The 17,072-nt window shown below is 38.9% G+C and carries 18 protein-coding genes and 1 riboswitch; of the genes, 14 read left to right on the forward strand and 4 right to left on the reverse strand.

The window, feature by feature from the left end; all coding sequences use genetic code 11:
• Nucleotides 1-337: 337 nt before the first annotated feature.
• The gene (locus HNQ80_RS00005) at nt 338-1,426 is read left to right on the forward strand and encodes a mandelate racemase/muconate lactonizing enzyme family protein (RefSeq protein ID WP_184306881.1); all 1,089 of its coding nucleotides are present in this window, start codon (nt 338-340) and stop codon (nt 1,424-1,426) included.
• Nucleotides 1,427-1,498: 72 nt separating this feature from the next.
• Nucleotides 1,499-3,133 (forward strand): peptide ABC transporter substrate-binding protein, encoded by a 1,635-nt coding sequence (locus tag HNQ80_RS00010; RefSeq protein ID WP_330602693.1) that lies wholly within the window; start codon nt 1,499-1,501, stop codon nt 3,131-3,133.
• 41 nt (nt 3,134-3,174) lie between these two features.
• Here the strand turns inward: HNQ80_RS00010 and HNQ80_RS00015 are convergent, their stop codons facing one another.
• The 4 genes from HNQ80_RS00015 to HNQ80_RS00030 form a co-directional block, all read right to left on the reverse strand.
• Nucleotides 3,175-3,429 carry a hypothetical protein gene (locus HNQ80_RS00015; RefSeq protein WP_184306883.1) on the reverse strand — a complete coding sequence of 85 codons (255 nt, stop codon included), beginning with the start codon at nt 3,427-3,429 and terminating at the stop codon, nt 3,175-3,177.
• Between the two features lie 280 nt (nt 3,430-3,709).
• Complete coding sequence (locus HNQ80_RS00020; protein WP_184306885.1) at nt 3,710-4,555, reverse strand: MetQ/NlpA family ABC transporter substrate-binding protein; 846 nt, start codon at nt 4,553-4,555, stop codon at nt 3,710-3,712.
• 13 nt (nt 4,556-4,568) lie between these two features.
• On the reverse strand, nt 4,569-5,219 hold the full coding sequence (locus HNQ80_RS00025) for a methionine ABC transporter permease (protein WP_184306887.1): 651 nt from the start codon (nt 5,217-5,219) through the stop codon (nt 4,569-4,571).
• Nucleotides 5,212-6,207 (reverse strand): methionine ABC transporter ATP-binding protein, encoded by a 996-nt coding sequence (locus tag HNQ80_RS00030; protein WP_184306896.1) that lies wholly within the window; start codon nt 6,205-6,207, stop codon nt 5,212-5,214. Before HNQ80_RS00030 ends, HNQ80_RS00025 begins: the two co-directional genes overlap by 8 nt.
• A 139-nt stretch (nt 6,208-6,346) precedes the next feature.
• Nucleotides 6,347-6,453: riboswitch (SAM riboswitch) on the reverse strand.
• Between the two features lie 163 nt (nt 6,454-6,616).
• Between HNQ80_RS00030 and HNQ80_RS00035 the strand changes: the two genes are divergently transcribed.
• The 12 genes from HNQ80_RS00035 (at nt 6,617) to HNQ80_RS00090 (ending at nt 16,706) form a co-directional block, all read left to right on the forward strand.
• Nucleotides 6,617-6,919, forward strand: coding sequence for a YerC/YecD family TrpR-related protein (locus HNQ80_RS00035; RefSeq protein WP_184306898.1), 303 nt, complete (start codon nt 6,617-6,619; stop codon nt 6,917-6,919).
• Nucleotides 6,920-7,021: 102 nt separating this feature from the next.
• Nucleotides 7,022-9,028, forward strand: a complete 2,007-nt coding sequence (locus HNQ80_RS00040; RefSeq protein ID WP_184306910.1) for a sigma-54-dependent Fis family transcriptional regulator — start codon at nt 7,022-7,024, stop codon at nt 9,026-9,028.
• Nucleotides 9,029-9,295: 267 nt separating this feature from the next.
• Nucleotides 9,296-9,772, forward strand: coding sequence for a Na+/H+ antiporter subunit E (locus HNQ80_RS00045; protein ID WP_184306912.1), 477 nt, complete (start codon nt 9,296-9,298; stop codon nt 9,770-9,772).
• A gap of 4 nt (nt 9,773-9,776) precedes the next feature.
• Nucleotides 9,777-10,046, forward strand: coding sequence for a monovalent cation/H+ antiporter complex subunit F (locus HNQ80_RS00050; protein ID WP_184306914.1), 270 nt, complete (start codon nt 9,777-9,779; stop codon nt 10,044-10,046).
• On the forward strand, nt 10,043-10,357 hold the full coding sequence (gene mnhG / locus HNQ80_RS00055; RefSeq protein WP_243182855.1) for a monovalent cation/H(+) antiporter subunit G: 315 nt from the start codon (nt 10,043-10,045) through the stop codon (nt 10,355-10,357). Before HNQ80_RS00050 ends, mnhG begins: the two co-directional genes overlap by 4 nt.
• The gene (locus HNQ80_RS00060) at nt 10,344-10,583 is read left to right on the forward strand and encodes a hydrogenase subunit MbhD domain-containing protein (RefSeq protein ID WP_184306916.1); all 240 of its coding nucleotides are present in this window, start codon (nt 10,344-10,346) and stop codon (nt 10,581-10,583) included. Before mnhG ends, HNQ80_RS00060 begins: the two co-directional genes overlap by 14 nt.
• Nucleotides 10,584-10,865 (forward strand): hydrogen gas-evolving membrane-bound hydrogenase subunit E, encoded by a 282-nt coding sequence (gene mbhE / locus HNQ80_RS00065; protein WP_184306918.1) that lies wholly within the window; start codon nt 10,584-10,586, stop codon nt 10,863-10,865.
• A gap of 28 nt (nt 10,866-10,893) precedes the next feature.
• Entirely contained in the window at nt 10,894-11,313 is a 420-nt protein-coding gene (locus tag HNQ80_RS00070; RefSeq protein ID WP_184306920.1) for an MnhB domain-containing protein, read from the forward strand.
• A gap of 1 nt (nt 11,314) precedes the next feature.
• Complete coding sequence (locus HNQ80_RS00075) at nt 11,315-11,677, forward strand: sodium:proton antiporter (protein WP_184306922.1); 363 nt, start codon at nt 11,315-11,317, stop codon at nt 11,675-11,677.
• 1 nt (nt 11,678) lies between these two features.
• Nucleotides 11,679-13,151 (forward strand): complex I subunit 5 family protein, encoded by a 1,473-nt coding sequence (locus HNQ80_RS00080; protein WP_184306924.1) that lies wholly within the window; start codon nt 11,679-11,681, stop codon nt 13,149-13,151.
• Between the two features lie 13 nt (nt 13,152-13,164).
• Nucleotides 13,165-14,619: a complex I subunit 5 family protein gene (locus HNQ80_RS00085; protein WP_184306926.1), complete on the forward strand. Its 1,455-nt coding sequence runs from the start codon at nt 13,165-13,167 to the stop codon at nt 14,617-14,619.
• A 20-nt stretch (nt 14,620-14,639) separates the two neighbouring features.
• Entirely contained in the window at nt 14,640-16,706 is a 2,067-nt protein-coding gene (locus tag HNQ80_RS00090) for a complex I subunit 5 family protein (RefSeq protein WP_184306928.1), read from the forward strand.
• The last annotated feature ends 366 nt before the right edge of the window (nt 16,707-17,072 follow it).

The raw sequence follows: 17,072 nt of genomic DNA on the forward strand, positions 1-17,072 counted from the left end.
GAGGATATATTGTTCAAAAAGAAGAACAAGCAATTTAACGCAAATTAAATGGAATCATAACACTTGATTTAGCACATTTAGAGTAAATGGGCTTAGATTGTTATTGTCTAAGCCCGGTAAAATACAATATATGTTTTCGTAGGAAATTATGGTCTTCGATTTCCTAGATATGGGGTGTGCAGAGGGGATTCCCCTTTGCCGTATTCAGGAAGGTCCTCAGGAACCTGCATTGCAGGCGTCGAAGGAAACCTAGGGTTTCCTGGCGAAAACAAATTGCCGATAGGCAACTTTGTTCTTTGGAGCGTTAAATATTTTAATCGATAGAAAGGTGAGCATAATGAAAATAAAAAACATATCATTAAAACATATTAGTATTCCTTTAATTAAGCCTTTTAAGACAGCTTTGCGCACGGCGACCTCAGCGGAGGATACCGTAGTGATCATTGAAACCGATGACGGCAATGTTGGTTATGGAGAAGCTCCTCCAACAGCGGTAATTACTGGGGATACCAATGGAGCCATCATTGGGGCCATCGCCGATAACATCTCCAAGCAGTTGATTGGAGAGGAAATAGAGAATATTGAGCAAATTATGGATAAGCTCAATCGAGCTGTCGTTGGAAACAGCAGTGCAAGAGCTGCCATAGATATGGCAGTATACGATTTATTTGGAAAGTTATATAAAGCACCTATATACAAGCTTTTAGGAGGATATCGAGATACGGTGGAAACAGATATCACCGTAAGTATCAATGAACCAGAAGAAATGCGTGAAGACGCTCTACGCTATGTAACCAATGGATTTACAGCTCTCAAGCTAAAGGTAGGAATGGATATCCAAAAAGACATTCAGCGGGTAAAGGCTATTCGTGAGGCCGTCGGATATGATATAAAAATCAGAATTGATGCCAATCAAGGATGGCAGCCGAAGGAAGCGGTCAGAGGAATTCGCAGACTAGAGGATGCAGGCCTGGATATCGAATTGGTTGAACAACCGGTAAAGGCATGGGATCTAGATGGCTTGAAGTATGTTACGGATCATGTGGAGACGCCTGTCATGGCTGATGAGAGTATGTTTAGTCCTCATGATGCATTTAAGATTTTGAGTATGCGCGCTGCAGACTTGATCAATATTAAGTTAATGAAGTGTGGAGGTATTCATAATGCCTTGAAAATCGTTGCGATCGCTGAAGCCTGCGGTGTAGAGTGTATGTTGGGCAGCATGCTTGAAACAAAGATTGGCATCACTGCAGCAGCTCACTTAGCTGGAGCAAAGAAAAATATTACGAGATTCGATTTGGATGCACCCGCATTGCTGGCAGAGGATCCTGTGGTTGGAGGCTTGGAAGTGAAAGGACCTCGATTACTCTTGTCCAATAAGCCAGGCCTAGGTATCGATAGAATTGAGAAGTTGACAGACATATAAGCAAAGGGGGTGTTGGGAGGATTTCGAAAAGGCATGTTCATTGGAAAAAAAGGAGATTAGGAGGGGAATAATGTGTTAAAGAAAAGTTTTACATGGTTACTCATCGTAATGCTGGTGTTGGGGGTGCTGACAGGCTGTGGACAGAAACCAACGGCAACACCACCTGTTGAAGAGGCTAAAGGGGAGCCAATGGTGTTAAAGTACAACTTGGGTGAAGACATCAAAACCCTTGATCCACAATTAAACAGTGTAATCAATGCAGGTATCGTTCTTGTGAATACCTATGAAGGTTTAATGCGACTGGACAAAAATGAAAAAGCAATACCTGGAATGGCAGAAAAGTATGAAGTATCGGAAGACGGTACAAAATATACTTTCCACTTAAGAGATGCGTTATGGTCTGATGGGCAGCCAGTAAAAGCCCAAGATTTCGAATATGCATGGAAAAGGGCTCTTGATCCTGCATTAGCTTCAGAATATGCATTCCAGTTATATTATTTAAAAAATGGAAAGCAATTCAACGAAGGACAAGCAAATGCAGATGCGGTTGGTGTAAAGGCAGTAGATGATAAGACATTGGAGGTAACACTGGAAGCACCAACACCTTACTTCCTTGAGCTTACAGCCTTTTTCACCCTGTTCCCCGTCAGAAAGGATATGGTAGAAAAAGATCCTGAAAACTGGGCAAGAAACCCTGAAACAGCTGTTTCAAATGGACCTTTCAAGATGACTGAATATAAAATGGGAGAAAGCATCGTTATTGAAAAGAATGATAACTATTATGGCAAAGATCGTGTAAAGCTGGATAGAGTGGATATGGCAATGATTGTAGAGGCTTCAACAGCACTAACAGCCTATGAAGCTGGAGATATTGATTTAATTGATGATATTCCCAATCAAGAAATTGAAAGACTAAAAGCCAATGATCCTAACTTCGTGGCATTGCCATATTTGGCCAACTATTATTATATTTTTAGGTTGGATAAGAAACCCGTTGATGATGTAAGAGTGAGAAAAGCGCTGACGCTGGCCATTGATAGAAAAGCCATTGTTGAAAATATTTTGAAGGCTGGACAAAAACCCGCTACTGGTTTTGTGCCTCCAGGGTTATTTGATGCAAATGGAAAGGATTTTAGAGAAACCAATGGTGATTTTGGTATCGATCCAAATGCAGCAAACATAGAAGAGGCGAAAAAACTGTTGGCAGAGGCAGGTTTTCCAGATGGAAAGGGATTCCCAGAAATAGAGCTGCTCTATAATACCAGTGAATCTCACAAAGCCATTGCTGAAGCTATTCAGGAAATGTGGAAGAAAAATCTTGGTATCAATGTAAGCTTAGCAAACCAGGAATGGGCTGTATTCCAGACAACTTTAACTGAAGGAAATTTCGTACTTGGAAAAGGAAATTGGTTTGGTGACTACGGAGATCCGATGACGTTCCTTGATCTATGGACTTCCTATTCAGGCAAAAATACTACTGGTTGGAAGAGCCCAGAATATGATAAGTTCATCGAAGAAGCTAAAACAACGACAGGTCAAGAACGATTTGGAAAAATGTATGATGCAGAGAAACTACTGATGGATAACTACATTGTAATGCCAATTTACTACTACACAGATACAATGCTCATCAAAGAATATGTAAAGGGATGGAAGAAGTCAATTCTTGGTTATTTGTACTTTGATGAAGTCACTATTGAAAAGTAATGATTGATAAAAGAACGAGTCAATGAAAAGACTCGTTCTTTTTATCTTAGCTTTGTATTCTTCATGCTTTCGGGACTGGCAGGAATACCTTCGATGCCTAATTTTTCTGTGAATTCTGTGGTATCTTCATAGAATCTCAGACTATCGATGTAGTCCACATCCCGCTGCATTTGCTCAGGCATTAGATATGCGTTTTGTGTCTTTTCAATAATTGGATAGTCTTTTTTATTATAGGTGCTGTCAATGAGATTCTGGGCCTCATTGGCACCAAAGGATAAAGTATTTTTATCAGCCATTTGATTCACTCCCTATTTATTGAACCTTCTTTTCTAGTATGATTTTAGAAGATTGTAGGGGCGCCCATTGGGCGTCTGCATGGAGTCATTGACAAGCAGGACAGACGTGCAATGTACGCCCCTACAATTTTCTTGACCTTGGCACTTTATTGCGCATTCTTTATTTATGAGGTTTATTTTATAATGCGAAAATTAACAAGATCCTAAAACATACCTTAATATTATTATGGCTGTAGAGAAAAAAGATATGTGAATAAAATGAACTGATTTATTTTAGTTATTAGAAAGCTGGAACAACGGCACCTTTGTAGGTTTCTTCAATAAAATCCTTTACTTCTGGTGTTTGTAAAGTTTCTATCAGCTTTTTAATATTTTCATCGTTTTGATTATCAGGACGAGCTGTTACGATGTTTGCATAAGGAGAATCGCTGCCTTCAATGATAATAGAATCCTTCACAGGATTTAATCCCGCTTCCAGTGCATAGTTTGTATTGATGATGGATGCATCAACATCTTCTAAAGTTCTTGGTAACTGGGCAGCATCGATTGGCTTGAATACAAGATTTTTAGGATTTTCAGCAATATCCTTTTCTGTCGCTTCTAAGCCTGCATCATCTTTCAGTTTAATGATACCAGCTGTATCTAATAAGATTAAAGCTCTACCTTCATTGGTTGGATCATTGGGAATGGCGATTACAGCTTTGTCTTGTAATTCATCAATCGTTTTTATTTTCTTAGAATACAATCCTAGAGGTTCTACGTGAACTTTTCCAACACTAACAAGCTCGATGCCTCTCTCTTTTGAAAAAGTATCCATGTAAGGTACATGCTGGAAGAAGTTGGCGTCTAATTCTTTACTATCTAAAGCCAGGTTTGGGTTCACATAATCAGTGAACTCTACAATTTCTAATTCAATACCTTGCTCTTTCAGTAACGGCTTTACAAATTCAAGAAGCTCTGCATGGGGAACTGGTGTAGCGCCTACTTTTAATGTCACTGCAGCCGTTTCTTGTGTAGCATCTTTTGCAACATCTTTTTCTGCAGCTGGTGCTGCAGGTGTACAACCGCTAAACACAAAGGATAAAATGATCAAACCTAAGATGGATATGAGAATGCTCTTTTTCATGGTGAAAAACCTCCTATTTTTTATTTAAAATTTCTGCGACCTTATTGCCGCATAATTGAATGATTTGCACAAGTACAATGAGAACAAGTACTGTTGCAAGCATTACTTCTGTTTGAAAACGATGATAGCCATATCTAACTGCTAAATCTCCTAATCCACCACCTCCTACGACGCCGGCCATGGCCGAATAGCCTAAAATGTTTATCAATGTAATCGTAACGCCTAAAGCTAAGGATGACATGGCTTCAGGAATTAGCACATGAACAATGATTTGAAGGGGCGTAGCGCCCATAGCGATGGATGCCTCAATTACACCCCAATCCACCTCTTTCAAGCCACTTTCCACCACTCTGGCAAAGAAAGGAATGGCTGCGATCACCAGAGGGATAATGGCAGCGGTGGTGCCAATCGTTGTACCCACGATGAGGCGGGTGAACGGGATAATGAAAATCATCAAAATAATAAAGGGCAAAGATCTTGTCATATTGATCACATAGGAAAGTACGTTATAAACAATGGAATTAGGCAAAATGTGATCTTTTTCTGTTACAACAAGTACAATACCTAAAGGTAAACCCAACAGGATGGTAAATAAAAGGGAAGTAAACACCATATAAAGGGTATCCCATAGGGATGGTAAAAGAAGTTCGATGAGACTATTCATAATTAAATACCTCCACTCTCACTTGATTTTTTTCGAAATAATCAATGATTTGGCTCAAAGGAACTGTATTTCGATCAATTTCCACGGTAAGTTTACCGATGGGTTTCTCTTGAATCCATTCAATTTTACCTGCCAAAATATTTACATCTACTTGTAATTCTTTGATCAGCTTAGAAATGACGGGTTCACCAGCACTCCCTTGGGTAAAGGATAAACTAAGGAGTGTACCATTGTGCAAATGAGTAGGTAGATGTTGAATTTGATCCACGAAGTGTTTTGTAATTTCATTTCCCGGTTTTGAGAAAATATCAATAGTTTTTCCTTGCTCAACCACTCTACCATTTTCCAAGATGGTTACATCGGTGCAAACTTCTTTGATGACTTCCATCTCATGGGTAATGATGACGATGGTGAGGCCTAAGCTCTGATTGATTTCTTTCAAAAGAGACAGAATTTGCTTCGTAGTTTTAGGATCTAAAGCGGAAGTGGCCTCATCACAGAGTAGGACATCAGGATCGGATACCAATGCTCTTGCAATACCAACTCTTTGCTTTTGTCCGCCGCTAAGCTGAGAAGGATACACATGGGCTTTTTCCTTCAAGTCAACCAATTCCAGTAAGGCCATGACCTTCTCCTTCACCACATTTTCTGGTGTTTTATTTAGACGTAATGGAAAAGCAATGTTTTCAAAGACTGTTTTAGAACTGAGAAGATTGAAATTCTGGAAGATCATCCCGATCTTTTTACGAACCTTCCTTAGTTCTCCTGGAGAAAGATGGGTGATATCCACCTTATTGATCCAAACCTCTCCGCTCGTAGGTTCTTCAATTCGATTGATACAGCGAATCAGAGAGGATTTACCAGCACCGCTAAGACCGATGATTCCATAAATCGTTCCTTGTTCAATGGTTAAATTAATATCTTCCAAGGCAGTAACCTGGTTTTTTCCTTTGCTATAGATTTTTGAAAGCTGTTTAATTTGAATCATAACTTCACTCCTTTATAACTGTATAGTGTTAAAATGTAAAAGTACTCGATCTACCTACCTATCGATACATAGGCAGTGTTCGTTTTAAATAAAAAAGCCTCTTTCACAGAGAAAGAGGCATAAACATACATGCTGCTTTCTCTCATCTGCCAGTACAAATGTACCGCAGGAATTGGCACCGCTGCTTTAAATAAAGCCGGTTGCCGGGTTTCATAGGGCCAGTCCCTCCACCTCTCTGGATAAGAGATATCCAAACGTATTTAATTTTTATGCTTGTTAAACTAATATTGAGTATACGGACTTTTTAGAGCGATGTCAATATATATTTAAAAAAATTATTTTGGTTTAAAAAGGATATACTAGACAAATATAGAATATAACTATCAAGATTGATATTTGAGGTGATGAAATGACCTATCATTCTAAATTAAAGAATGAGTTTGTTGACGAACTTTTTGAGGCTGTATTGCTATTGGAAGACATAGAGGAATGCTATCGATTTTTTGAAGATATTTGCACGATAAAAGAAATACAAGCTCTGGCCCAGCGATTGAAGGTTGCCAAACTGCTGCGCCAGGATAAAACTTATCATGAGATCGAAGAAAAAACAGGTGCCAGTACGGCTACCATCAGCCGAATCAACCGTTGTCTACATTATGGGGCGGATGGATATAATTTGATTTTGGACAAGCTAGAAGAAGAAAAAAAGTAGGGATGAAAATGAATACTACATACATAAAATAGATGAAGCGACCAATCGTTTCATCTATTTTGATATAAGGTTCGTTGAGAAGAATAATATTGAGGTGGTTGAATGCCAGGACAAAAACTTTTACAGCAAAACGAAGGTTTTCTGGAAGCATGGGAAACCTATATAGCGAGAGGTATATTAAAGACAGAATTGATTCGGACTGTGATTGCTGATTCATGGATACGAAGTAGGAAGCATGGGGTAGATCCCTTATCCCAAAAGATAGAGGTAACGCTATCCCATGAAGAACTGCAAAAAAGATATAATCAATTTATGGCTTTGGTTCAAACCACGAAGCCTTTTATGAGCAGCTTGTATAAATTGGTTGGAAATGAAGGTCTGATCGTCAGATTGACCGATAAGGATGGTTATGTGCTGGAATGTATCGGAGACCAGGATCTTGTGAAAACCTATGGCAATCTAAGTATGTATAAGGGCTGCAATACAAAGGAAGAGGTCATCGGCACCAACGCCATTGGCACAGCATTAGCCATTGGTGGACCTATTCAGGTTTTTGGAGCAGAGCATTATTGTAAGCAATTTCATAATTGGACCTCTTCCGCATGTCCTATTCGAAACGAAAATGGAAGAATTATTGGTATTCTCAGCATGACGGGTCCCAGTTCCAATGTGCATCCCCATACATTAGGAATGGTGGTGGCGACGGCAGAGGCCATTGGAAATGAAATCAAGTTGGAAAGAACCAACAAAAGGCTGGATGTGGCCAATAAACATTTTTATGCCATTATGGAATCCATCTCTGAGGGTTTGATCTGCGTCAATTCCAAGGGAATTGTCATGGACATCAATCTTTTTGCCCGTAGATTGCTAGCCATAAAGGAAGAAGAGATCATTGGAAAACATATTGGCTGTATATTGGATGAGGTTCATGAGAGCAAGATCATCGATATGATTCATAATGGTAAAAAATACGAAGAAGAAGAGATGCATTTTAAAAGTGAAAGGAGAAAGCGAATCTCCTGTATTGTAAATGTAACGCCCATTAAGGGGCAGGATAGTAATGAAGTGGAGGGGACGGTCTTTACCTTTCGGGCTGCCAAGAAGGTCCATAGTCTTGTCAATAAAATTGTGGGAGCAGAAGCCATCTATACCTTTGAGGACATATTGGGCGGCAGTAAATTAATCAAAGAAGCCGTTAAAGTTGCATCCATTGCTGCCAATACGGATACGACAATTCTTTTGCTGGGAGAAAGTGGTGTAGGGAAAGAAATGTTTGCCCAAGCCATTCACAATGAGAGTATCCGTAGGAAAAGACCTTTCGTATTTTTAAATTGTGGTGCCATTCCTCGAGATCTGGTAGCCAGCGAATTGTTTGGTTATGTAGAGGGAGCTTTTACTGGTGCAAAACGGGGAGGACACCCAGGAAAATTTGAGCTGGCGGATAAGGGAACGATTTTTCTAGATGAAATTGGAGACATGCCTCTGGATGCCCAGGTGAACCTGCTGCGGGTATTGGAAAATAAAGCGGTGGTAAGGGTGGGCGGTCATGATGTAATTCCTGCTGATGTTCGGGTAATTGCTGCCACCCATAAAGATTTATTGAAGGAAGTGGAGAAGGGAAACTTCAGAAGTGATCTATATTATCGATTGAATGTTATGCCTATTCAGATTCCAAGACTTAGGGACAGAAAAGAGGATATCAAAATATTTATTGACTATTTTATAGATAAATTCAGTAGAAGAATGGGGAAGGAAATCAAGGATGTTCACCATAGCTTTTATAAAGCTATGATTCGATACGATTGGCCTGGCAATGTTCGGGAACTACAGAACGTGATGGAACTAGTCATGAATATGGTTGAGGACAAAGCGGATATAGGCTATGAAGATTTGCCAAGCTACATGAGGTCTGGTGAATTTATCAAAGAGCAAAGGTGGGGGATGAAAAATGATAGTTTTGACCTTGTAGAGATAGAAAAAAATACAATCATGAAAGCCTTAGACCATGCAGGAGGAAATATGGCTCAAACGGCAAAACTCCTGGGAATTGGAAGGAGTACTCTTTACAGAAAAATTGAGAAATATAATTTGGAGCATTTGTTGAAATAGTCTAAGTGTATCAAAATGGATCATGTGTATCAAAATTATACATTGTAGGACAAGTGAATTCTCTGACAATTGTATCAAAATGAAACATTACTTTGAAAAGTTGACTTTAGGTCAACTTTTTTTCATTTTTGCTTTAGAGAGATAAGAGGTGAAGTTCAGTTAAATCAACGGGTGAAATCGATGGGCATTAAAATTGAATAGGTTGGCATGAAAATTGCAATGTATATTTATAAAAAATTATAAAGAAATTTGCATTAGGAGGAACTTATGCGTCAAACGATGATTGTGTCAATACTGATTGTTGGGTTTTGGATGACATTATCTGAAAGGATTACCTTTGAATCTGTAGCCTTTGGATTGGCAGTAAATTTTATTATATATTTGTTATGTAAAGAATTTAAAATTCCTGCAGATGACAAAAAAGTTCTGAATATTAGTAGTGTGAGTAAATACTTGGTGTATCTATGTCTTCTGATAAGAGAAATAATTACCTCTAATATTCAAGTAGCAAAAATTGTATTAAGCCCACGGATAACGATTTCGCCTACCATATTTACTTATGAAACGAAGCTAAAGTCTCAATTTCATAGGGCTGTTTTAGCAAACTCCATCACCCTCACCCCAGGTACATTAACAATGGAATTACAAAACAATGTTCTTACGATCCACTGTTTAAGAGAAGAGTACGCCGAAGGCGTCATAAATTCAAAGCTTGAAAAGATACTTTTAGAAATTGAGGAGTAGGAAAATGAATAATATTTTTGTAATATCCTTGATCATTCTTACTTTGACAATCATTTTATGCACGATGAGAGCAATCATTGGCCCTACAGCCGCCGATCGGTTAATTGCTGTAAATGTGATTGGAACAAAAACAATCGTATTGATTGCTTTGGTTTCTTTAATCTTGAAGGAAACCTATTTTGTTGATGTGGCACTGGTTTATGCATTGATCAGCTTTCTTACTTCTATTGTTATTGCTGAATTTATTGAAGATGGAAGTGGGGGACACAAATGAAAATTATTTTAATTGTTTTTTTTATGACAGGTGGATTATTCTTTTTTACAGTAGGGACGATAGGACTTTTGAGACTTCCTGATATATTTGGCAGGGCTCATAGCGCTGCCAAATGTGACACCCTTGGAGCTGTCATGTCGTTGATGGCAGCCATGGTGTACAGTGGATGGACCTTTACGACACTGAAGCTTCTGCTAATTGTCCTGTTTATTTGGATTACAAATCCAACAGCCACCCATTTGATTGGAAGGGTCGCTTTTTTAAAAAATGCTAAGATCTGTAATGGAGTGAAAAATGATGAAAATATTTAGTATGATAATGATTCTATTTTTAGTGGGTTCCTCCATCGCTGTATCTATGATAAGAAACCTTCTAGGTGCGGTAATTGTGTTTATGACATATAGTCTTGTGATGGCTATTCTTTGGCAGCAGTTAAATGCGCCAGATCTGGCAATCACAGAAGCTGCCATTGGGGCTGGTGTGACAACGGTTCTTTTTGTACTAACGTTAAAAAGAATAAGGGGTGAGAAGAAATAGATGTTACGAATTGTGTTTTCTATTTTATTAACCACGATTATTATTGTTGGATTATTGATAGGGGTCAGTGAACTGCCTGAATTCGGGGATCCAGACAACCCTGCCCATAATTATGTATCGAAGAGATATGTAGAAAAAGGTGTAGAGGAAGCGGGAGGTTTAAACATCGTAACGGACATTATTTTAGACTATAGAGCCTTTGACACTTTTGGCGAAGCCACAGTTTTATTTACAGGAGTCATTGCTGTGATGGTTGTGCTAAATAGGAAAGATGAAAGATAATCAGTTGAAATGAAAGGGAGTGAACAGGATGAATCATACCATTTTGCAAGTTGTAAGCAGGATTATGATCCCTTTTATTCAGGTCTTTGGTATATATGTAATCGTATTTGGACATTTATCTCCAGGAGGAGGCTTTGCAGGGGGGACGATCATAGGTGCTAGCCTGATTTTTTATCGTATCGTTTATGGAAAGGAACGGACCAGACAAAAATTTTCCTATGATTTTATGATGGGTCTGCTATGCTATGCATTGATACTCTATGGAATTCTAAAAGGCTACAGTTTTCTTACGGGGGGGAATCATAGCCATCTACCCCAGTTGCCCCTCGGTATTCCAGGGAATGTGTTGAGTGGAGGGTATCTGTTTCCCCTAAATGTTTTGGTGGGTGCCACAGTCACGGTGACCATATATTGTCTTTTTACATTGTTCTATGAAGGAGAACTCTAAAATGGAGAAATTACTGACGAACTACTTTGAAACGGGTGCTATCATGTTGTTTGGGGTAGGCTTTGCTACCCTCCTGCTGCACAATAACCTGATTAAGAAAATTATTGGAATGAACATTATGGACACAGCCATATTTCTATTCTTTATTGCCAAAGGGTACATACCGGGAAGGGAAGCACCGATCATTCAAGGTGTTCATAGAGGTGTGGATGCATATATTAATCCAGTACCTTCTGCCTTGATGCTGACTGGGATCGTTGTGGCAGTCAGTACAACGGCTTTTGCATTGGCCTTAACAGTAAAGCTTTATGAGAAGTATGGTACGGTAGAATTAGACAAAATTGTTGAAAGAAGAGGTGGTTAGTTTGGCGATATCAAAAAATTTCCCTTTAATGATCCTATTGATGTTAATGATTAGTTCCTTTGTGATGCCTCTCGTGAAAAAGAACGCTGTTGTAAAAGGACTCAGTATAGGAACAATGTCGACGGCAGCAGGTCTGTCAATGATGACGATGGTTTATGTTCTGAAGAAGGGCAGTTTTTTCTACCGCATTGGGCATTGGGATGCACCCTGGGGTATTGAGTTTTATATCGGGCCTATGGAAGCGGCGGTTAGTGTACTGTTTACATGGGTTGCAGGGTTAATTCTATGGTATTCCTTATACAGTATTGAAAAGGAAATCGCTTTGGATAAGTTGCGTTTTTACTATCTTTTGGTGAATGTTTTAATTGGTGCGCTTCTAGGTATTGTTTATTCCAATGACATTTTTAACTGTTTTGTGTTTGTAGAAATCAGTACCCTGGCATCTTGCGGCATTGTGGTTATCAAAGACAAAAAAGAGAATATAAAAGCAGCATTAAAATATCTTATTCTTAGCTGTCTGGGTTCTGGACTTTTTCTCATGGGAATCGCTTTTCTGTACTCCATTACAGGAAATTTAAATATGACCTTTATCTATAAAGAAATTATGAAAGTGCAAGATGTATACCCAAATGTGATTTTGATTTCCGTTGTTTTGTTTACTGTAGGACTTGGTGTGAAGTCAGCCATGTTTCCCCTCCATACTTGGTTACCTGATGCCCATTCCAGTGCGCCGTCGGTTTCCAGTGCTCTATTGTCTTCTTTGGTCTTAAAAGGATTTGTGATTTTATTGATTAAGATCTTGTTTAGAGCCTTGGGATTTACATTGGTGAAAGAACTTCCAATATTGGATATGATTTTGATATTAGGCAGCCTTGGGATGATTATGGGTTCCATTTTTGCTATTCTTCAAAAAGAAATCAAGCGGATGATTGCATACTCCAGCGTGGCCCAGATCGGTTATATCTTCTTTGGAATCGGATTGGCCAGTGAGTTAGGAGTAGCAGTAGCTGTTTATCATATTTTCGGCCATGCGGTGACAAAGGCATTGCTGTTTTTATCCGTAGGGGCAATGATAGAAATGACAGGAAAAAAGAAAATAGAAGAATTGAAGGGAATTGGAAAAGAAATGCCAATTACTCTGGGGCTCTTTGCCATAGGGGCTTTGTCTATGGTAGGGATCCCGATTTTACCAGGTTTCATCAGCAAGTGGAATTTAGCATTAGCCAGTATCGGAGCGGGTAAACCTATGATGATTGCTGTTATATTGATAAGCAGTATTCTGAATGCTCTCTATTATTTTCCAGTGGTTATCCATGGATTCTTTGGAGAAGAAAATTTGAAAGAACGAATTTACAAATCAAAACAAAAACCTGTCAAGGAAATGCTGCCAGTAATTTGCCTATCCATAGCGATGTTATTTGTAGGCTTGGCTTCAGAGCCTTTGATTCAGTTATTTAGTCAAGGATTAAAATAAGGAGGAGAAGCTTTTGAACCATCTTATTCTGTTGTTTCCCGTGTTTCTGCCGTGCATATATGCTGTACTATATGGATTGGTCCGTTTTAAACAGGATAAACATAGAGAAATTTTTATAGGAACAGCGATCATAGGAAATTTTCTGCTGTTGATATTAACCCTTCAGAACGATCCATTGCCAGCCCTTCACTTGTTAAGGCTGGATCGGTTTGTAGATGTGTATTTTCACATTGATAAAATGGGGATATTGTTTTCATTGTTAGCTTCAACTTTATGGATTTTTACCATGTTTTTTTCTATGGAATATATGCATCATGAGCAAAATACAAAGCGATTTTTTTCCTTCTTTATTTTAAATCTCGGCATTATCATAGGTATTGCATTCTCGGGAAATCTGTTTACCATGTATATTTTTTATGAATTATTGACGTTGGCTACATATCCTTTGGTTATCCACGCGGAGACTGAGGATGCATTATATAGCGGGAAAAAGTATCTGATCTATTCTTTCTTTGGCGCAACCTTAATATTGCTGGGTATGATTTTATTGTATAGTATGACCAATGATCTAAACTTTGTAGCGAACGGAATCATTGGAAAGGCAGATGCTCATAACGAGACCATGCTTATGGTTGCTTATTTTGTCATGTTTATTGGTTTCGGTGTCAAAGCGGCTCTGGTACCCTTCCATTCATGGCTGCCATCGGCCATGGTAGCCCCGACCCCAGTGAGCGCATTGCTTCACGCAGTAGCTGTCGTGAAGTCTGGTATATTCGCGATTATTCGTGTCAGTTATTTTATCTTTGGGGCAGATGTGTTGCGTGGGATGAAGGGACATTTATGGATTAATGGAATGGTTATTCTTACCATTGCTTTGGGTTCCTTGATGGCTCTTCACCAGGACAATTTAAAAAAGCGATTGGCCTATTCCACCATCAGTCAGCTGGGCTATGTACTGCTTGGAATTGTGCTGCTGAATAAAAATGCGTTGATTGGCGGACTATTTCATTTAATAAACCATGCCGTTGTTAAAATTACTTTGTTTTTTATTGTGGGTGCTATATATTTTACTACAGAAAAGAAATATATTCATGAAATTAAAGGAATTGGCAGAGAAATGCCAATTACAATGCTTTGCTTTAGTATTGCGTCCATTTCCCTGATCGGAATACCACCAACCAATGGATTTGCAAGCAAATGGTTCCTGGCGTTGGGTGGTATTGCAGAAAATAAGCTTTTTTTCGTCATCATACTGTTGTTCAGTGCCTTTCTAACGGCGGGTTATCTTCTTCCTATTGTTGTAACGGCTTTCTTCCAGGGAGAAGAAAAGACTGCTGTAGAGAAGAAAGAGCCGCCTTTGAAGATTTTAGTCCCAATTGTTGTATTAACGGGAGTGACTGTCTTTTTAGGGTTATTTCCGAACCATGTCCTTCAATTTATAAAAAGTATAGCCGGAGAGATCATTTAAAGAAAGGTGGATGAGTAAAAGTGGATAAAATACTTTTAATGACTGTACTTCTCCTTCCTATAGTTGGTTCTTTAATAGGCTATGTGCTGGGGAAGAAGATGCCAGAATCGTATCGAGATCTGTTTAATATCGCGATGACAGGATTGGAATTTTTGTTGGTTACGTATTTATATAAGATCGTAAGTCACAGAACGGTAGAATTATTTATACCAGATATTATGGTCACGGGACTATATCTAAAATTGGATATGTTCAGGTATATATTTGTTTGGATTACTTGTCTTATCTGGTTTTTGACCACCATCTATTCTACCCAATATCTGATTAAATATAAGAATCGCAATCGATATTATGCATTTTTTATGTTGACTTTAGGTAGTACCATTGGTGTTTTTATGTCGGAGAATATTTTGAATCTGTTTACGTTTTTCGAAATTATGTCTTTTACATCCTATGCGTTGGTGATTCATGATGAGGATCAGTATGCCCATGATGCGGGACAAATCTATATTGGAATGGCTATCGGCGGTGGGTTAATCTTGCTGTTGGGCATATTTCTGCTATTTGACTATACAGGTACGTTAAATATCAGCGAATACCCGCTAAAAATGGCTGAAATGGGGGAGTTAAAGTACTTAATCAGCACATTGATTCTCATTGGATTTGGTATTAAAGCGAGTATGGTCCCTCTACATGTGTGGCTTCCCAAGGCCTATCCGGCTGCACCGGCTCCAGCGACGGCCGTGTTATCGGGAATTTTGGTTAAGACAGGTATCTTCGGTATTATGATTCTGTCTGGGTATATTATGAAGGAGGATAAAATATTCTCAATGATTATATTTATCGGCGGCTTAATGAATATGTTTCTTGGAGGCTTTTTAGCTATGTTCCAAAGAAATATAAAACGGATTCTTGCTTATAGTAGTATGAGCCATGCTGGTTATATTCTTGTGGGAGTAGGTTTGATGGGGATTTTAAAGGATCATAAGGCTGTGGCCATCTATGGTGCCCTTTATCATGTTGTCAATCACGCGCTGTTCAAAGTGTTGTTATTTATGGGCGCGGGGATTATTTATATGATTTTACAGGAACTAAGCATTAATGAAATCAGAGGCTTTGGAAGAAATAAAATAATGTTGAAGATAGTATTTTTGATAGGTATTCTAGCTGTCGCCGGGATGCCGGGCTTTAACGGATTTATCAGTAAGACACTGCTCCATGAAGCTTTGGCAGAAGCACATCATCTGTACCCGGGTATCGGATTTACAACGGCAGAAATTATATTTACCCTTAGTAGTGCCTTTTCCGTGGCTTACCTACTGAAAATATTTGTAGCAGTATTTATGGAAAAGAACGAAAGATATAATGGACAGTATAAAAGTCAGGTACGTGCCAGGGCAATTATTCCTGCCTTAATCATTGGTGGCATGATTATCGCGATTGGTGTGAGACCTTTTGCTTTGCTCCATGTACTGGATGGGGCTGTAGAAGCATTTGATGGTTATGGTCATCTGGAGGCCAATTTTTATACCCTTGGCAATTTGAAAAGTTCTGGAATGACCATTTTGCTAGGTATTGTTATTTATTTCGGTTTTGTGAGAAGATTCCTCAGAAAAGGCACTGGTGAAGAAAGCTTGTATGTGAATCCTGCATTAAACTGGTTTAACCTTGAAAACCATGTATATATACCCCTGGGTATTTATCTGTTTGAACTGATTTCTGATATGTTCCATTTTATCGATCAAAGCATGATCCGTCTGGTTAAAACAACAAGCGAATGGATCGTTGCCTTACAACATATTGAAATACGGCCAAATCGCTTTCGGGAATTGAAAAATAAGCTGACCAAGAGTCTTATTCAAAAACCGTTGCCGTCTATGGAGGAGGCTCCGTCAGGGGAAAGAGCAACGGAGTTTTCAATGAAAACAAAGGCATATGTCCAGGATGTGGTTCATGATATTGAAGAAGAAATATATAGTCTGTCAGATATGATGCAGAAAATAGGAAGAAATATGAATACTTTGATGTTTTCAGTCTTTTCCTTTGCAGTGGTTCTAGCCATCGCTTTGGTGGTCATGATCTATTGATGGATAGTAAGGTTGTAGGGGCGAACAGTGTTCGCCCGATTTTTTTGATATCGTAGGAAATTATGGTCTTCAATTTCCTAGATATGGGGTGTGCAGAGGAACTTTCCCCTTTGCCGTATTAAGGAAGGTGCTCAGACTGCTTTGCAGCCGTCGAAGGAAACCTAGGGTTTCCTAGCGAAAACAAATTGGCGATAGGCCACTTTGTTCACCGTGGGATAAACGGGCGGAATAAGCATACCTAATTATGGAAAAATTTTATTTTATGCTCAACGCATGATTCTGCTTGCTATAACCCCTACATTTTTAGATAATAATACAGGAGAAAGATGTCAGTGTATCCATCGAACAAACATTTGCATCTTTTCT

Source organism: Anaerosolibacter carboniphilus, from assembly GCF_014205875.1.
GTDB lineage: Bacteria > Bacillota > Clostridia > Peptostreptococcales > Thermotaleaceae > Anaerosolibacter > Anaerosolibacter carboniphilus.

Excerpts from the sequence above, each read along its gene's own strand:
- HNQ80_RS00030 (WP_184306896.1), bottom strand. The coding sequence starts at position 6,207 with ATGATTCAAATTAAACAGCTTTCAAAAATCTATAGCAAAGGAAAAAAC.
- HNQ80_RS00075 (WP_184306922.1), top strand. The coding sequence starts at position 11,315 with ATGGAGAAATTACTGACGAACTACTTTGAAACGGGTGCTATCATGTTG.
- mnhG (WP_243182855.1), top strand. The coding sequence starts at position 10,043 with ATGAAAATTATTTTAATTGTTTTTTTTATGACAGGTGGATTATTCTTT.
- HNQ80_RS00035 (WP_184306898.1), top strand. The coding sequence starts at position 6,617 with ATGACCTATCATTCTAAATTAAAGAATGAGTTTGTTGACGAACTTTTT.
- HNQ80_RS00070 (WP_184306920.1), top strand. The coding sequence starts at position 10,894 with ATGAATCATACCATTTTGCAAGTTGTAAGCAGGATTATGATCCCTTTT.
- HNQ80_RS00025 (WP_184306887.1), bottom strand. The coding sequence starts at position 5,219 with ATGAATAGTCTCATCGAACTTCTTTTACCATCCCTATGGGATACCCTT.
- HNQ80_RS00020 (WP_184306885.1), bottom strand. The coding sequence starts at position 4,555 with ATGAAAAAGAGCATTCTCATATCCATCTTAGGTTTGATCATTTTATCC.
- HNQ80_RS00005 (WP_184306881.1), top strand. The coding sequence starts at position 338 with ATGAAAATAAAAAACATATCATTAAAACATATTAGTATTCCTTTAATT.
- mbhE (WP_184306918.1), top strand. The coding sequence starts at position 10,584 with ATGTTACGAATTGTGTTTTCTATTTTATTAACCACGATTATTATTGTT.
- HNQ80_RS00015 (WP_184306883.1), bottom strand. The coding sequence starts at position 3,429 with ATGGCTGATAAAAATACTTTATCCTTTGGTGCCAATGAGGCCCAGAAT.
- HNQ80_RS00040 (WP_184306910.1), top strand. The coding sequence starts at position 7,022 with ATGCCAGGACAAAAACTTTTACAGCAAAACGAAGGTTTTCTGGAAGCA.
- HNQ80_RS00045 (WP_184306912.1), top strand. The coding sequence starts at position 9,296 with ATGCGTCAAACGATGATTGTGTCAATACTGATTGTTGGGTTTTGGATG.
- HNQ80_RS00060 (WP_184306916.1), top strand. The coding sequence starts at position 10,344 with ATGAAAATATTTAGTATGATAATGATTCTATTTTTAGTGGGTTCCTCC.
- HNQ80_RS00050 (WP_184306914.1), top strand. The coding sequence starts at position 9,777 with ATGAATAATATTTTTGTAATATCCTTGATCATTCTTACTTTGACAATC.